The sequence below is a fragment of the Candidatus Obscuribacterales bacterium genome (genome assembly GCA_019744775.1).
Classification (GTDB): Bacteria; Cyanobacteriota; Vampirovibrionia; order Obscuribacterales; family Obscuribacteraceae; genus SBAT01.
Genome location: JAIETZ010000008.1, coordinates 36,494 through 51,915, shown reverse-complemented (window position 1 = coordinate 51,915; position 15,422 = coordinate 36,494). Strand labels below are relative to the sequence as shown.

The window sequence follows — 15,422 nt, the reverse complement described above, 5'->3', positions numbered from 1 at the left end:
GCCAAACATGCACGCGCGAAATCCTTGTAGAGGAAGATACTTTTACAGACGAAGTTCTCGGTAGTCCTTTACCGGCTTCCGACCTGACGTAGAAGCAATCCCTCAATCCAACGCAACCACAACAAGCGGCGAGGCAAAGTGCTTCGCCGCTTGTTTTCAAAGTAATTCAACGATTAAGACAGGTGACTACTATGCTCCAGTTAATCAGAATGCTCCTCAAAAAGAGGACAACTAAGAGCGCCGAGAAAATAGAAGCTACAACGGCTCCACCGCCAAGTCCAAATCCCAACGGAGACAGCACTGCAGAGGCTGAACCGGACGTACCTGCGGAAATTGCCGTAACAGCTCCAGAAATAAGCGAGTTGACAACTATTGATTCGGCTGCTGTGATAACTCCTCCTCCGCTGCCACAAATTTGTGAGCCTAGAGAGGTCGACCTATACCAACCAAGCGAAAAAGAAACACAATTCGCAGAATGGCTCAGCGAGCGAATTATCGGCCAACCCAAGGCAATTGAAGCACTTGTAGGCGCCTACAGAGCACATCTCAATCCGATTCGCGATCTCAATAAGCCAATTTGCACATTGATGTTCGCCGGCCCGTCGCGTGTTGGAAAAACTCTTTGTGCCCAGAGATTAGCCGAGTATTTTCATGGGCGACGAGATGCCTACATAAAAGTTGACGGCGGCGACTACATCGATAAGGCAAACCTTACAAAGCTTGTCGGCGCCTCCGCTCAATGGGTAGGTTATCAAAAACCCAACGAAAAAATACCGGAAGGCGTGATGGATACATCAGCATTGCTTTCATCCCACAACCTCATCACTTCACGAAAGGGATCAAGTGCCAATGTGACGATTGTGCTGATTGACGAGATAGAGAAAGCCTGCACCGAGTTCTTTCAGCTCTTCTTGTCTATTCTGGACGTTGCAAATGCCACCATGGGCAACAACCAAAAGGTGGACTACGGTCAATGCATATTCATCATGACCAGCAACCTAGGCATGGATCGTGTTGAAAAGGAAATGTCTAGACCTATAGGACTAGGTGCAACAGAACCAGAGGTCTTGAACGAGTCCAAAATCGGCTCTCTAATCGATAAATGCATGAAAGAACGGTTCCTTCCGGAGTTTCGCAATCGAATCGACGCGCTGGTGGTTTTCTCTCACCTCACACGCGAAAGCATGAGAAAAATTGTCGATGTGGAAATTACCGATCTGGAAAAACATTTGCACAGCAGTTTGGGCGAAAGGAAATTCGATCTTGAAATAGATGCAAGCGCAAGAGAGTTTGTACTCAGCGAAGCTCTTAAGAGCAAGGGCAACGTGTCCAATCTTAAGCGCGTGCTTAACAAACACCTAAGCGCGCCCTTAGGCACCGGCATCATCAACAATGCAATCGGTTGCGGACAGACAGTTTCAGTCACCCACAAGGAAGGCGATCGCCTGTCATTCACTATTTCCGGCAACACAAATGCGGCAACTCAGACCAATCCGGTCACTCAGTCACAACCACAAGAGACGAAGGAAGTGATCGAAGCTCGAAAGCTGTGGGAACAAGCAACAAAAGACCACAACGCAAACTTAATTGATCTAGCAATATCAAATTTGCAAGCAGCAATTGCGATTTTGCAATCAACCAACGGCACTCACAGCCTGAGACTTGCCCAACTCTACAATCGATTGGCACTGTATTATGCCAAAAAAGGAGATCAGCGGCAGGAAATAGCCTCATACATAAGAGCACTCAGCGAACGTCGACAGGCAACAACTGCGGATAACATCAACGAGCTTACAGAGCTGCCCACGATTTATGGGAATCTTGGAATTACCTATACATGCTCGGGACAACGTGAGAAAGCGCGGGAGATCTTCGAAGAGGGAATGGCACACTGCAAACAATATCGCGACGCCTACAAGGGCGGCGGGAACGTGCCTTACTTCCTTTTCAGATACGCCCAATTCGATAATTCCAAACTGCAAGAGCTTTTCGAATTTGCCGCTTCATCGAAGACCAAACCGTAAGTCACAAGAGGATATAACTATGCCAATTTTAGGAAGATCAAACTGGTTTCAACTCTTCAATCGCAAACACGCCGATTTCCAACTAGCTGTTAACCGATCGAAAATGGACGCAACTGAAGTGCATGTATGGCACAACCTCGAAATAATGCACCAAGTAATCGAAGAAGCCGGACTTCAAGACAAGCTGGAACAAAAGTACCAGCATGCCATAGATAACTACGCTCAAATTGAAAGCGAGCGACTGGAAAGATATCGCGACAAATCCTAGTCCGTCATCGAGAAGGATTTACGATGTAAACCCTTCTCTTTTTCCAACCTCTTACTATCCAATGTAGCATAACCAACTTGCGTTGACATTCCGAACAAGGGCGCATGCAATGCGCCCCTACAAACGAGCATGACAATGATACTACTACTCCGGCTTGCGCCAGGTCTCGCGCATTTCTAGATTGCCTTCGTCGTCTACGTACACAACGGACGGTATGGGATCCGGCCTTTGTCTATGCTTAGGTAGGAATTTGCCTAAGAAAGGCGCGGGATTTTTAGCTAAAATTTCAAAGCAGAGACGATCGCCGACAACAGATATACGAGCACTACGTAGAGCAATCTTGTCGATGTTTATTGGTACATCAGCTACAGTCACCGGTATCTCCAATCCCTTAAGACCGGTTAAGTGCGTCTTTCCGTCTACAGTTACAAATTGACAGCGTAAGTGTTCCGGAATGAAAAGTCCGTGAGTAGAAATGTCGGCCGCCAGTGTACCTTCTCTCAACCATTGCGGCTTATCTTTCTCTCGCTTGCAATCAAAGTGCAAGTCAATAACATCGCCATCAACTGTGATTTTGTCCACCCAACTAAGCAGAGGTGTTAGCTTTGCTGCAAATGTAGCGCTTTCCTTTTTCAAGTCGTCCAAGAATTGCTGCTTATCCACTACAACCTTTTTGCATTCCGAATCCGGAGCCGGAGCATAACGGTCAAAGACGTTTTTCAATGTCTCTGTACAGTCTTTTCCAGCACCTGAATGACAGCTCTTGCCGCGGGAAATTTCCTTGTATTCATCCACCTGACTGAAAATTTCGCGAACGAATCCGTCGGCAACTGTTCTTTTATGAGATGCTGACTCGTTAAATTCTCTCAAGGCAACACCTAGTAGCCCAGACGCTTAATGGCCTTATCCAGCAATTCAACTTCGGATGCCAGACGGCAAACAGCGTGATAGTTTTGTGTTTGGCTCAAACGCTTAATTTGATCAGCCAAAAATTCTTTGCGCTTAATTAGCTTATTCGCTTCCCGCAAATTTTTGCTCGGTGCAAAATATGGGCGATTGCCGCGGCGAGTGTCGATATTTACGACGTTGTCTTTTACCAATGTCAGTTTTCTTGGTTTAATACTGACCAAACGATCGGCGCCTGTTAATTCAATCGGGATCGCACTGGCTTTTGCTTTGGCATCCGCCAATGCCGCTCTAAAAGCAATTGCATTAAAAGCAAATTGTTGGTGATCGTTAAACGACATGTTGCGCATATATTCTTCGCGCCTGCGATTGTCCATTTCATCACAGAAGAAAAAGGTCATGCCGAGGCCAAGGAAACCCAGGGGCGACCCGGCGATAAAGGCAGCGGCGGTCATTGCCAGCTTATCTTGAGAGTTCAATGTGGGCTCGAGATACTTGCGCGCCTCTTCATCCAATTCAGAGGCTTCCTTGGAAAGGGTGCGACTTGTACGGGAGTCAAATCCGCTTTCGCGTATTGCGCTTTCGCTATAAACATCCCGTACGTACATTGATTTCATTCAGAGTCGCCCTTTGTTTGCCAACGCCTAGCCAAAGACGTCATTTGGAACTTAGTCCAAGGTGATTGAGTCTAAGCTTCAGGTAGGGAAAAGTCACTGGGAAAACCACCATGCCAAGTTTCAAAAAGTCCAATCTGGCGGTAGTTTGCGGGTTTGACCGGGCGGTTTTCCCCACTGAGGTGCCAAACCTCTTTACTACCACACCTTGGCAGCCAGGGGAAAATTTTTCCAACAAGCAATACAATGATGGCGATGAATATCCCCATGGATAGACCTAACGGCATTACTGTCGCCAACCCTCTTGCGTTGCTCGACAAATACTTTGGCATTGTTTTAGAACTTGTGGGACAAGCCACAATAATGTTCTTGCAGACAATGCGCTATATCTTTCGTGGCGAACTTAGTCTGCCTGAAGCTTTCCGCCAAGCTAATATGATTGGATTGGGTTCGCTTTATGTGGTCGGCGTTACCGGTTTGTTTACCGGTTTTGCCATGTCTCTGCAAATTTCCAAAGAGTTGGCAGCTTTTGGAGCCGACACTGCTGTTGGCGGTGTTGTGGCGCTCGCACTTATTCGCGAAATAGGACCAATTACTGCCGGCGTTATGGTCGCCGGTCGAGTAGGTTCAGCGATGGCAGCGGAATTGTCCAGCATGGTGGTATCAGAGCAAATCGATGCTTTGAAAATCATGCGCGTTGACCCCGTACAGTTTCTTGTTGTTCCAAGATTTCTTGCGGCACTGGTAATGATGCCTGCACTTTCCATTTATTCAATGTTTCTCGGATTGGGCGGCGCTATTTTCATTGCACAAGTAAAAGCAAATATCCCTCCGGAAACATTTTTAGACTCCGTCAAACAAACAGTGGTCGGCACTGATTTCATTACACACATAGTCAAATCAGTGGTGTTTGCCACTATCATCATCTTCTTTTCTTGCTCAATTGGTCTGAGCGCAAGGGGCGGTGCTGAAGATGTTGGTCACGCCACCACTCGTGCCGTTGTTTGGACGATGACCATTATTTTCATTGTTAATTACATTATTACCGCTCTTAGCCCCATGCACGCGAGTTAAAACAATGCAAGCATCAGATGCAAAAAAACTTGCAGCAAGTCCTTATCTTCTAGTTGAAGATTGGGTTAGTATTGGCGTTCGTCTAGCCGGACAAGTCGGCATCGTCATTGCCAAAACTTTTTATTACTTGGTGCGATTGCAAATCGATTGGCAAGAATCAATTCGCCAAGCGTACTTCATTGGCGTCAAATCATTTCTTATTGTCAGCTTAACGGCACTATTTACCGGTCTTGCCATGTCATTGCAAATTGCTATTCAGCTTGTGCAATTTGGCGGCGAATCGGCCATTGGCGGCGTTGTTTCACTGGCGCTCATTAGACAGATTGGTCCAATTACAGCAGCCATCATTGTTGCCGGACGAGTTGGTTCATCCATCGCAGCCGAACTGACAACGATGAATGTTTCGGAGCAAATAGATGCGCTGAAAGTAATGCGAATAGATCCAATAAAATTTCTTGTCGTGCCAAGATTCGTTGGCGCCATGATGATGATGCCCGTGCTTTCTATTTACGCAATGTTCATTGGTATTTTTGCCGGCATGGTTATTGCGCTCGTTTACGCTGACGTTTCGTTCGGCGTATTTCTTGACTCAGCGAAGGCAATGGTGATTGACCAAGATTTCTTCGTGCACTTTCTAAAGGCGTTTATCAATGCAGCCATCGTTATCTTCTACTCGTGCGCCATCGGACTAAACACCAGAGGTGGTGCCGCTGATGTTGGTAATGCCGTTACGCGGTCTGTTGTCTGGTCTATGACAGTTATGTTTATCGTCAATTACATCGTTACTGATCTTACCTATGAAGGTCCTCGCTAAAAACAATGACAAGCCAACCTATACCACCTAGTTCGTTACCGTCATTTTCAAAGGCTTCCGAGCCGATGATTAAGGTCGAAGGATTGCGCAAATCCTTCAACGGGCGAGAAGTTTTAAAAGGCATCAGCTTTGAAGTTTTCCCCGGCGAGATGCTCGCTATTATTGGTCCTTCGGGTTGCGGCAAATCAACTTTGCTCAAACTAATCACGGGCTTACTCGAGCCGGATGCAGGCACAATCACCCTTAATTCAGAGCAGATCGGCTTGGTTTTCCAAGGATCGGCTCTTTTAAACTCGCTCACTGTTCGGGAAAACCTGGCACTGGCTCTAAGAGAACGCAAGCTGCCAAAACGGGAACAGGATAAAGCAATTTTGGAGGATTTAACGTTAGTCGGTTTGGCCGATTATATTGACTCCTTCCCCACCCAGCTATCCGGTGGACAACAAAAGAGGACTAGTTTTGCCAGAGCCATCGTCAATGATCCGCAAATTATCCTCTATGATGAACCGACCACGGGTCTGGATCCTGTAATGTCGACCGTCATTGAAGACTATATGATTGAGCTGGAAAAGCAGCTGCATGCAGCCGGCATTGTGGTGACCCACCAGTTTTCCACATGGACAAGAACGGCACACAGGGCAATCCTATTGAATCAAGGCGTGGTAGTCTGGGAAGGTAAGCCTCACGAGGCCCTGAATTCAACCAACCCGTATATCATCCAGTTTGCAAAAGCAACTCGGGAAGGACCGATGTTAGCCGGTAAGGTTTAAGGACGACTTGAACGAACAACGGAAGCCAGTAGACAGAAAAGGTGAGAAGGATAAATGGCAACTAAAGCAAATTACGAAATCAGGGTCGGGCTGTTCACATTAGTGGCACTTGGACTATTAATCTGGGGATGGGGTTGGCTAAAAAGCGCTTCCCTGCTACATCCGCCACAACGCTTTATTGCCCGCTTCCATGACGTTGCCGGCTTAAATAAGAATGCCACGGTTAACATCAACGGCGTACGCGTCGGCGTGGTTGAGGACATCAAGCTAGTCCGACAATCAGAAGTCAACACATATCTGAAAATCACCGCGGAAAACGTAAAGGTGCCTGTCGGGTCGACATTCACCATCCAAACCCTTGGACTAGTCGGCGCCAAGTACATCGAAATAACCATGCCCGACAGAAAGCCTGGTGAGCCGGAACCAGTAGCTATTGCCGAGGGCGCGATAGTGCTAGGACAAGATCCTGTCCGTGTTGAGATGATCGTCAACGATGTGGCTTCCAAAATTCAAAAGGTGGCTAACACCATAACCACAGGCAAGAGCGGCAAGAGCTTCGAGCGCGCGCTGGAAAAATCCGGCGAAGCAATGGAGAACTTGACTGATGCTTCTGTAAAACTGAACAAGAACATGGACAGATTTGCCACCGTTGCTGATTCAGTTAATGACACATCGAGAAAAATTGGCACAGTTGCTTCATCTGCGAGCCAATTTTTTGCGCACGGCAGCAGCACCCTGGACAACATCTCTTTGCTGTCTAGCGATATGCGGGGTGCCACAGGCAAAGTCAACAAATTGTTGGATTCGCCTGCACTCTCATCTGATTTAAAAGAAACTGTGCAAATGGCTCGCGAAACAGCCAACACTGTTTCTGCCACAGTTCACGAGCTAAACACCACTCTAGGTGATCAACAAATTCGTGGCGATATCTTGACGATGCTGCAAAAAATCAATGATTCAACACAAAACATCAGCAGATCGATGCAAATCGTAGACAAGGTTGCTAACGATCAAGGCTTGCGCTCAGACATCAAAGAAGCCGTTGCATCAGCCAAAGATGCGATGACCAAGGCTGACGAAATGATGAAGGATGCAAACTTCAAGTCTGATCTCACACAAACAATGGCGAAAATGAAGTCGGCCGCAAACAACGTGGATATCGCTGCACGTCAACTCAATCAAATACTGGGCAAGCGCGCACCGCTTTTCCACATGATGATTGGTCGCCCGGGAAAACTTCCACCAGATGAAATCGAACAACAAGCAGGCGTGGATCTGAAACCAGCCCACTAACTCGTTGTCCTTTGTAGGGGCGCATTGCATGCGCCCGAAATTTGAAGAGAAAGGCTAGAAGTGAAATACGAAGCAGTAATTGGTCTTGAGGTGCACGCACAACTCAAGACAAAGTCAAAAATCTTTTGCGGTTGCCCCACCGACTTCGGCGGCAATCCAAATGATCACGTGTGTCCTGTTTGTTTAGGCATGCCCGGTGTATTACCTGTTTTAAACAAGCGTGCAGTGGAGTTCGCCATTAGAACTGGACTCGCTTTGAATTGCGAAATATCCGAAACAAGCAAATTCGATCGCAAAAATTACTTCTATCCAGACTTGCCTAAAGACTATCAAATATCACAATTCGATCAACCTGTTTGTCTTGGCGGTCATCTAACTATCAATGGTAAAAAACTGCGCATTCACCGAGCGCACCTGGAAGAAGACGCCGGCAAATTAGTACACGCAGGCGCGGCCGGCTTGCATGGATCCGACTACAGCTTGGCTGATTACAATCGCTGTGGGATTGCGCTTTTAGAAATTGTCAGCGAACCTGACATGCGCTCACCGGAAGAAGCGCGCGCATATCTAGAAGAGCTACGCACTATTGTGCGCTACATCGACATTTGCGACGGCAACCTAGAAGAAGGAAGCTTCCGTTGCGACGCCAACGTATCCATTCGTCCAGTCGGACAAAAAGAATTCGGCACCAAGGCTGAAATCAAAAACATGAACAGCTTCCGCGCTGTGCAAAGAGCAATTCAATCAGAGATTGAGCGCCAAAGTGAATTATTAGATAAAGGCGAACGTGTTGTACAAGAGACACGACTGTGGAATGAATCAACTGGGACAACATTCCCTATGCGCTCAAAAGAAGAAGCGCATGATTACAGATATTTCCCGGAGCCGGATCTGGTGCCACTTGCAATTGATCGCGCCTGGGTTGAAGAAATCAGAAAGACATTACCGGAATTGCCTGAAGCAAGACGTACTCGTTATGTCGAGCAATCACAACTCTCTCTAGACGATGCCATAGTTTTAGTTGACTCCAAAGAACTAAGCGATTTCTTCGATGTTGTTTTGAAGCTTGGCACGCCTGCAAAACAAGCAGCCAACTGGTTAATAGGCCCGGTAACAGCTCATTTAAAAGAGAACAAGCTAGACATCAATGAAACACCAATGACACCGGAAAATGTGCGTGATTTGGTGGATGCAATCGGCAAGGGTGTTTTAAGTTCAACGACAGCCAAACAAGTGCTTGCAGAAATTCTTGCGAAAGCAGGCAACGTTGAAGACGTCATTAAAGAAAAAGGTCTCGCGCAAATTAGTGATGAAGCCGGTTTGAAAGACACAGTCGCCAAAATCATCAATGACAATCCGGGACAACTGGAAGAATTCCGAAGTGGTAAGACCAAATTGCGTCAGTATTTCTTTGGTGAGGCAATGAAAGCTACGAAAGGCAAAGCCAATCCACAAATAGTCAACAAATTGCTCGATGAAATGTTGAAGTAGCGAGTTTCAATTCGTGGTAAGTTTGAAAAATGACGCGTCCATCTAGATCCGTTAAACTCCTGGTTATTGCCGCATTGTTTGCAGCTGCAACCCAGTCACTCGCCTGGAGCAAGCCGGTGGCTAAGCCAACGGCACCAGCTCGTCCAGCTATTAGCGATCCGTATTATCGCCCGTGGCTGATGTGGGCACCTTTGCGCGACGATTTGGCGTACTCACCTGTGGGAATGGGACTTGTTACATCTAATGCCGGTTATCGAACGCACCCAGTGACAGGACAGCACGGTTCTTTTCACAGCGGCGTTGACCTCAGCGCAAAACTCAATGACAAAGTCTATTGTCTACTCGATGGAATCGTAACCCGCGTTGGTTGGCGCGGCAATCTTGGTGTTGCCGTTGAGGTCTATCATCCGGCTTTTAACTTGAGCACGATTACGGGCCACATGAATGCGTATTTCGTTCTGCCAAATCAGTGGATTCGCCGCGGCACGGTTGTAGGCTACGCTGGCTCTACAGGGAGATCAACCGGCGTCCATGTTCACTACACAGTGCTTCTGTGGCCTGACCGCCAGTATGTTGACCCGATGGCCTTTCTTAAAGAAGTGCCTGATTACGTAAAAGCGATGAGGACAGCCGGCGTGCAGATGGCAGCGGCTCGTAATATCGAAGCATTTAAGAAAGCACCACCGAAAGCGGTGCCGACGCACACGGACAAAGACGATCTCCCCGAAGGCGAAGCAGAAGCCGCCCCGCCCGGGTTTGATGCATTGTAAGGTTAGTCATCTCGACCGAAGGCTGCGCAGCAGCCGCAGTGGAGAGATCTGCTACAGCTTATCGCAGCGGCTCTTGATCAAGGGCCTCATCGTATACATGTCGCAGATCTCTCGACTCACACTCGACGACCCACAGGGTCGTCTCATTGCTCGCTCGAGATGACAGAGTGTGCGCTAGCGCACACTCTGTCAGTTCAATAAATACAAATTTCCATCCTGGCTGCCTACGCAGACGCCGTTTGGCGTTACAGCGGGTGAACTCACGATTGGACGTTGTGTTTTGTATTTCCACTTAATAGCGCCGTTGCGTATATTGATCGCATAGACATTGCCGTCTGAACTTCCGACAAACATCATGTCTCCAGCAATTGCCGGTGACGACGACAGCAATGGAACAGGACTATTGAGCAATGTCTTCCAAAGCATTCTACCGTTGGCTGTATCTAGGCAATACATTTTCAAATCATCGTTGCCGACAAAAAGCCTGTTTCCTACACCAGCTGGCGAAATGCTGAATGACTCATTCATGGTGAGCTTCCATTTCGTAGCGCCGGTTGCAGCATTGAGAGCATAGAAGGTTTTATCCCAACTACCGAAGTAGACTGTTCCATCAAGAACCATCGGCGATGAAAAAATCTTGCCGCGTGTCTGATACTTCCACTTCAAGTTTCCGTTTGTCGGATTAAGCGCGTACAAATACCCGCCGTGTGAAGTAACAAATATCGTGTCGTTCCCACATGCAGGTGAAGAGGTAATTCTTCCGTCTCCCTGAAATTTCCAGGAAACCTGCCCTGACTTGGCATCTATGGCGTATACATTACCGTCCCAGCTGCCTACATATATATATCCGTTATAGAGCAACGGCGAGGAAGTGACATTTTGTCCAGTCGAACAAGTCCACAAAATTTCGCCTGTCTTTGCAGAAAGTGCATAGACTTTAGAGTCTTCGGAGCCAACATAAACAGCGCCGTCTGCAACAAGAGGCGATGATTTAAGCTTGCCCGCCAACTTTGTGCGCCAGATCATCTTACCCATGCGTTCATCGACAGCATAGAGATATCCGTCATCGCAGCCTACATATACGACGCCTTTAGCAATACAGGGCGACGAATCGATGATTCCTTCACCCGGAAACAACCAGCGCAATGTGCCGTTTGAATTGTAGACATTGCCCGGCATTACAGCGCCTGTGCGTCCCAAGTTATTGTGGAACATCATCCATTCGGAGTCTTTTGCAGATGGCTGAACGGTCATTGTAGGTGCCACAGCAGTCGGAGCTTGTTCACTTCGAACAGCAGTTGCTGCACAGATTCCCAGCACTACAGATAACGCGACAAAGACTTTTTTGTTGATCATTTCTTCTCTCGTCTAGAAAGTGTTACGAGTTTTATGAGGATGAATTATACGGTATGCCGCATGAATAGTGCATATTAGTGAAGGAGTAAAACGCAGATTTTATTGAAAGCCCCTTGGTATCTACATTCCCCGAAACGCTGTGCTGCCCTACATTTCAAGACGCGCTGATAATCAGCACTTCAATAAACGCGCAAAAATCGCACTTGCTGAAATGAAGCGGCCATCGGTATTTCGATGCGATGCACAAAAGAGATTTTTTCGAAATTGGCTTGTTTATTCAAATTGAGGGTGCTATCATCACCCGCTGTGAGTTGGAATGAGCATATTTCCACAAGGAGGGAATTGCATGAACCGAGCTGAGCTCGTTGAAAGCGTAGCTTCTGCTACACATCAACCAAAGACCGAAGTTAGCAAAACACTTTCGGCACTCGTATATTGCATCACTGGCTCTTTGGCCAAAGGCGACAAGGTTACCTTGGTCGGCTTCGGCACATTTGAGCGTCGTAATCGTAAGGCCCGTACCGGCCGCAACCCAAGAACATTGGCTCCATTGAAAATCGCTGCAGCCAAAGTTCCGGCTTTCCGCGCTGGTAAAGAACTGAAGGACATCATCAACGGCCGCGCAAAGCAACCAGCTTTGAGCATCGCTAAGCCAAAAGCTGCTAAACCAGCCAAAGCTGCTAAGACCGTTAAGAAAGCTGCTAAGCCAGCTAAAAAGTCCGCTAAGAAAGGCAAGAGAAGATAAATCTCTACCGGAATTAGGTTGGATTAGGTTAGGTAATACTTCTACATTCCAAATTCACAAAAAGGTCGACTCTCACGGGTCGACCTTTTTTTATGGTTCAATAGTCGGGTTATGTTGAATTTTCACGTCGTCACTCTCTTTCCCGAGATAATCCGCAACTATTGCTCGACAAGCATTGTCGGGCGCGGGATCAAAGCCGAGAAGATAAAAGTCGATACCTATAATCCCCGCGACTTCGTCACCGATAACTACAAAAAAGTCGACGATACGCCTTATGGCGGCGGCGCAGGCATGGTTTTATTGCCGGAGCCTTTCTTTGCCGCCTTTGAATCTATACCACGCGATACATCGACTCCTGTTCTGCTGATGAGCCCGCAAGGAAAACCATTCAAACAAGATTTTGCCGAAGAATTATCAACGCACAAAGCAATAACTTTGCTCTGCGGCCACTACGAAGGTTTTGATGAACGCATAAGAACACTCGCCACCCACGAAGTTTCAATCGGTGATTTTGTTATGACGGGCGGCGAATTACCTGCTAACGCCGTAATCGATGCTGTTAGTCGTCTTGTGCCGGGAGTAATCGGCAAATCAATTTCACTGGCACATGAATCATTTGTGGAAAGTTTGCTTGAAGGACCGCAATATACGAAGCCGGCAATTTTCCGAGGCATGGAAGTACCGGAAATATTACGCTCCGGTAATCATAAACTCGTAGATAAATGGCGTAGGCAGCAAGCGTTAAAGCGAACATTCGAGCGTCGTCCAGATTTACTAACTGGCGCTAATCTTTCTAAAGAAGACAAAGAATATCTAGATATGCTCCGTTCTCGCAAGCTCGACCTTCGCTAGCTCGCGCAACCCACGCTTTGTTCCAGATTGCTCATCGCAATCTTGCACTCTCGCTGTTGCTTCTTCTCTAAATACCTGCTCACATCTATTGATTTTGCCATCTTGCAAAGTGGTAGAGTCTCTTTGTCTATATAAATTTGTCTTTTAAAGAGAAATTCCAAGCAACAAGAAAAACCCAGTATTTCCCGCGGCTTACAGACTTTTTTCAGTGCATGCAATGCGCGCGTGCTAAATCGTACTGCAATCCAATAGCGTTGTTCCTGCTGAACTTCGCCTAGCACCGTCTTTGCTATGCCGTGCTAGCTCGTATTTTTTCATCGTGATTTCCCATCACGTCGCTTACGGCAATTTTCGTTGCCGATTTTTTGTTGCCTATGTCACATCCACCAACTCAAAGGAGTTAAAACAATTATGAGTGCAAACACAGAAAAGAAGAAGGAAACGAATCGCCTTCAAGAACTTTTGGAAAGATTCAAGGGACGCAGCCTGATCGAAAAAATCATGCTGATTATCGCCTTACCGTTTGTTTTGATTTTGGAACCGTTCCGTCAACTTTATGATCGCACCTACGAAACGAAAAACGGTTGGGACGGATTCCGCAAATTCTTCGGAATTCTTACCGCACTAGGCTCTGGCATAGGCTGCGGCTATACACTCAAAGCTTTTGAACAACTTGCTGCGTGGAAAACGTACTTGTTGCCTTCTCTGGGCTTAGCCGCCCTCGGCTTCTACGTCATTTTCCCGCTGTTTTACCTGCGGGGCTGGAAATGCGACACATTCCTCTGGAACCTAGTCGATCGTGAAAAGTACGTCCAAGACGGCAAAACCAAATACGAGCACGAGAAGTCTTGGTTGACTCAATTGCTCCTTTTCGTGTCACACGCCGGAGCCGTTTTCGGAAGTATCTACTTAGCGTTTGCTGCAGGCAATTATGTTGCTACTGCAATGCCTAACATTATTGGTGGGCTTGTTGGTCTGGTGGTTGGAATATTGGTTGCATCCGTTGGAATACCTGCTCTCTGGGCACTAGTATCCACTCTGCAACTGAGAGTATTCGCTCTAACCTTTGGCGTCTATGCTGCGCAAGCTGCTCCGCAGTACCTAGCAGGTTTAAGCATCGCGCCAAGTCTTGCATTGTATGCCAACTGGGCGGCGAGTTTCGTGGCCTTCCTTATAGCTACTGGTGATGTCTTCCCGCTCGCCCACATTTTTGTGAGCCGCGGACTGAAAAAGCTGGTTGTTGAAATGACCAAGGTATACGACGAAAAAGACAGGAACTACCGCAACATCTTCGAACACACCTTCAACATTCTTGAGTCATCTTATCTGGCTCAGGCAGTTGTCGGTATGACAGGAGCGCTTGCCGTCGGCGTGCAGTCACTCATCGGCGCAGTTGTCTTTGTTCTATCCTATATTTTCGTCGGACAAATGGTCACCACCCAGCAAAAACCCAACGATGACAAACGCAGAAACCACGACAGTCTGCGCACAGCAAGCGTTCTTGTATCAGCACACTACGGCTGGTATCAAGGAGCAAGCTTTCTGGCTACAGCTGGTACCGATGGCTGGGGAATAGGTGGAGCAATTGGTGGCGGATTGCTACACGCTGCAGCCTGCTATTTGCTGTTTTTCCCCCTAGCCTACGTAACCGTCAGATTCGTCACAAGACCATTGGCGCACCCTGCGATAGGCAGATTCCTTGTCACCATGTACGACCAAGTCGTAACAGCGTTCGAAAGAATCGATGAGATGCGCAAAGACGTCTATTCGTCCAAAGCATCACCTGTAAAGACTTTGGTACAGCACTCGGTTAACGCCCTCGTGGCAGGCACAATAGGTGCCGGTACTCAACTGCTGACAGCTAAATACTCACTTGCTGCCCCACAGCTGTTGACTGCATTGTCTATTACGCTCTCATATCTCGTAATTGGTCGCGTCCTGACCAAGGAGACAATACGATTCTTCGGTCGCAATGCTAACGGCATGACAGTACTCGGGATGCTAGCCGGTCTTTCAACAGGACTGCTCGCAGGCATAGCTACACTCAAATCAAGCTCGATGACATTTGCCATCATACTTGGATTGCTTGTCGGCTCCGTCACAACAGCATGGTTGTTCCCGATTGCCTTCGGCATTCTGGCAGCACTGCTAATGACTCTTGCGCCGCGTGCCACTCGTTGGTTGAGTGAACTTCTTGCGAAGATACACTCGTTTGCCTGGTCGAAGTTCAAGTCTTTTGTCACACTCTTTGTCAACGCTTACCGCGCTGTCAGAGATGCACTGAAACAACTTAGACAGGCTTTCAGAGAATCGTATCGGGCCATCAGAGATGAACTCGATCGACTCCTCGGACGCACACCTAAGTCGGAAGAAGACAACAACAAAAACAACGAGTAATCGTTGACGTGACCCTCAAGAGATCGGCGACGCAAATTCGCCGATCTC

General features: G+C 47.5%; 14 protein-coding genes. 11 read left to right on the top strand and 3 right to left on the bottom strand.

Annotation, left to right across the window (positions count from 1 at the left end; translation table 11 throughout):
- The first annotated feature begins 191 nt into the window (after window positions 1–191).
- Both K2Y22_15010 and K2Y22_15005 read left to right on the top strand, forming a co-directional pair.
- Window positions 192–2,024: an AAA family ATPase gene (locus K2Y22_15010; GenBank protein ID MBX9879765.1), complete on the top strand. Its 1,833-nt coding sequence runs from the start codon at window positions 192–194 to the stop codon at window positions 2,022–2,024.
- Between the two features lie 19 nt (window positions 2,025–2,043).
- Window positions 2,044–2,292: a hypothetical protein gene (locus K2Y22_15005; GenBank protein MBX9879764.1), complete on the top strand. Its 249-nt coding sequence runs from the start codon at window positions 2,044–2,046 to the stop codon at window positions 2,290–2,292.
- A 144-nt stretch (window positions 2,293–2,436) separates the two neighbouring features.
- On the opposite strand, the gene K2Y22_15000 is transcribed toward K2Y22_15005, so the two are convergent.
- The gene (locus K2Y22_15000; GenBank protein ID MBX9879763.1) at window positions 2,437–3,162 is read right to left on the bottom strand and encodes a hypothetical protein; all 726 of its coding nucleotides are present in this window, start codon (window positions 3,160–3,162) and stop codon (window positions 2,437–2,439) included.
- Between the two features lie 8 nt (window positions 3,163–3,170).
- Window positions 3,171–3,815, bottom strand: coding sequence for a hypothetical protein (locus K2Y22_14995; GenBank protein ID MBX9879762.1), 645 nt, complete (start codon window positions 3,813–3,815; stop codon window positions 3,171–3,173).
- Window positions 3,816–4,079: 264 nt separating this feature from the next.
- Between K2Y22_14995 and K2Y22_14990 the strand changes: the two genes are divergently transcribed.
- From K2Y22_14990 to K2Y22_14965, 6 genes are all read left to right on the top strand, one after another.
- Window positions 4,080–4,886, top strand: coding sequence for an ABC transporter permease (locus K2Y22_14990; GenBank protein ID MBX9879761.1), 807 nt, complete (start codon window positions 4,080–4,082; stop codon window positions 4,884–4,886).
- Between the two features lie 4 nt (window positions 4,887–4,890).
- Window positions 4,891–5,700, top strand: a complete 810-nt coding sequence (locus K2Y22_14985) for an ABC transporter permease (protein ID MBX9879760.1) — start codon at window positions 4,891–4,893, stop codon at window positions 5,698–5,700.
- Between the two features lie 65 nt (window positions 5,701–5,765).
- Window positions 5,766–6,470 (top strand): ATP-binding cassette domain-containing protein, encoded by a 705-nt coding sequence (locus K2Y22_14980; GenBank protein ID MBX9879759.1) that lies wholly within the window; start codon window positions 5,766–5,768, stop codon window positions 6,468–6,470.
- A gap of 54 nt (window positions 6,471–6,524) precedes the next feature.
- Window positions 6,525–7,763: an MlaD family protein gene (locus tag K2Y22_14975; GenBank protein MBX9879758.1), complete on the top strand. Its 1,239-nt coding sequence runs from the start codon at window positions 6,525–6,527 to the stop codon at window positions 7,761–7,763.
- Window positions 7,764–7,823: 60 nt separating this feature from the next.
- On the top strand, window positions 7,824–9,254 hold the full coding sequence (gene gatB, locus K2Y22_14970; protein ID MBX9879757.1) for an Asp-tRNA(Asn)/Glu-tRNA(Gln) amidotransferase subunit GatB: 1,431 nt from the start codon (window positions 7,824–7,826) through the stop codon (window positions 9,252–9,254).
- Window positions 9,255–9,283: 29 nt separating this feature from the next.
- Complete coding sequence (locus K2Y22_14965; protein ID MBX9879756.1) at window positions 9,284–10,024, top strand: M23 family metallopeptidase; 741 nt, start codon at window positions 9,284–9,286, stop codon at window positions 10,022–10,024.
- A 189-nt stretch (window positions 10,025–10,213) separates the two neighbouring features.
- Here K2Y22_14965 and K2Y22_14960 read toward each other — a convergent pair whose 3' ends face one another.
- Window positions 10,214–11,380: a PQQ-binding-like beta-propeller repeat protein gene (locus K2Y22_14960; protein ID MBX9879755.1), complete on the bottom strand. Its 1,167-nt coding sequence runs from the start codon at window positions 11,378–11,380 to the stop codon at window positions 10,214–10,216.
- A 346-nt stretch (window positions 11,381–11,726) separates the two neighbouring features.
- Here K2Y22_14960 and K2Y22_14955 point away from each other — a divergent pair, with 346 nt between their 5' ends.
- The 3 genes from K2Y22_14955 (at window position 11,727) to K2Y22_14945 (ending at window position 15,374) form a co-directional block, all read left to right on the top strand.
- Window positions 11,727–12,125 (top strand): HU family DNA-binding protein, encoded by a 399-nt coding sequence (locus K2Y22_14955; protein ID MBX9879754.1) that lies wholly within the window; start codon window positions 11,727–11,729, stop codon window positions 12,123–12,125.
- A 111-nt stretch (window positions 12,126–12,236) separates the two neighbouring features.
- Window positions 12,237–12,977, top strand: coding sequence for a tRNA (guanosine(37)-N1)-methyltransferase TrmD (trmD, locus tag K2Y22_14950; protein ID MBX9879753.1), 741 nt, complete (start codon window positions 12,237–12,239; stop codon window positions 12,975–12,977).
- 411 nt (window positions 12,978–13,388) lie between these two features.
- Window positions 13,389–15,374 (top strand): hypothetical protein, encoded by a 1,986-nt coding sequence (locus tag K2Y22_14945; GenBank protein MBX9879752.1) that lies wholly within the window; start codon window positions 13,389–13,391, stop codon window positions 15,372–15,374.
- Window positions 15,375–15,422 lie beyond the last annotated feature (48 nt).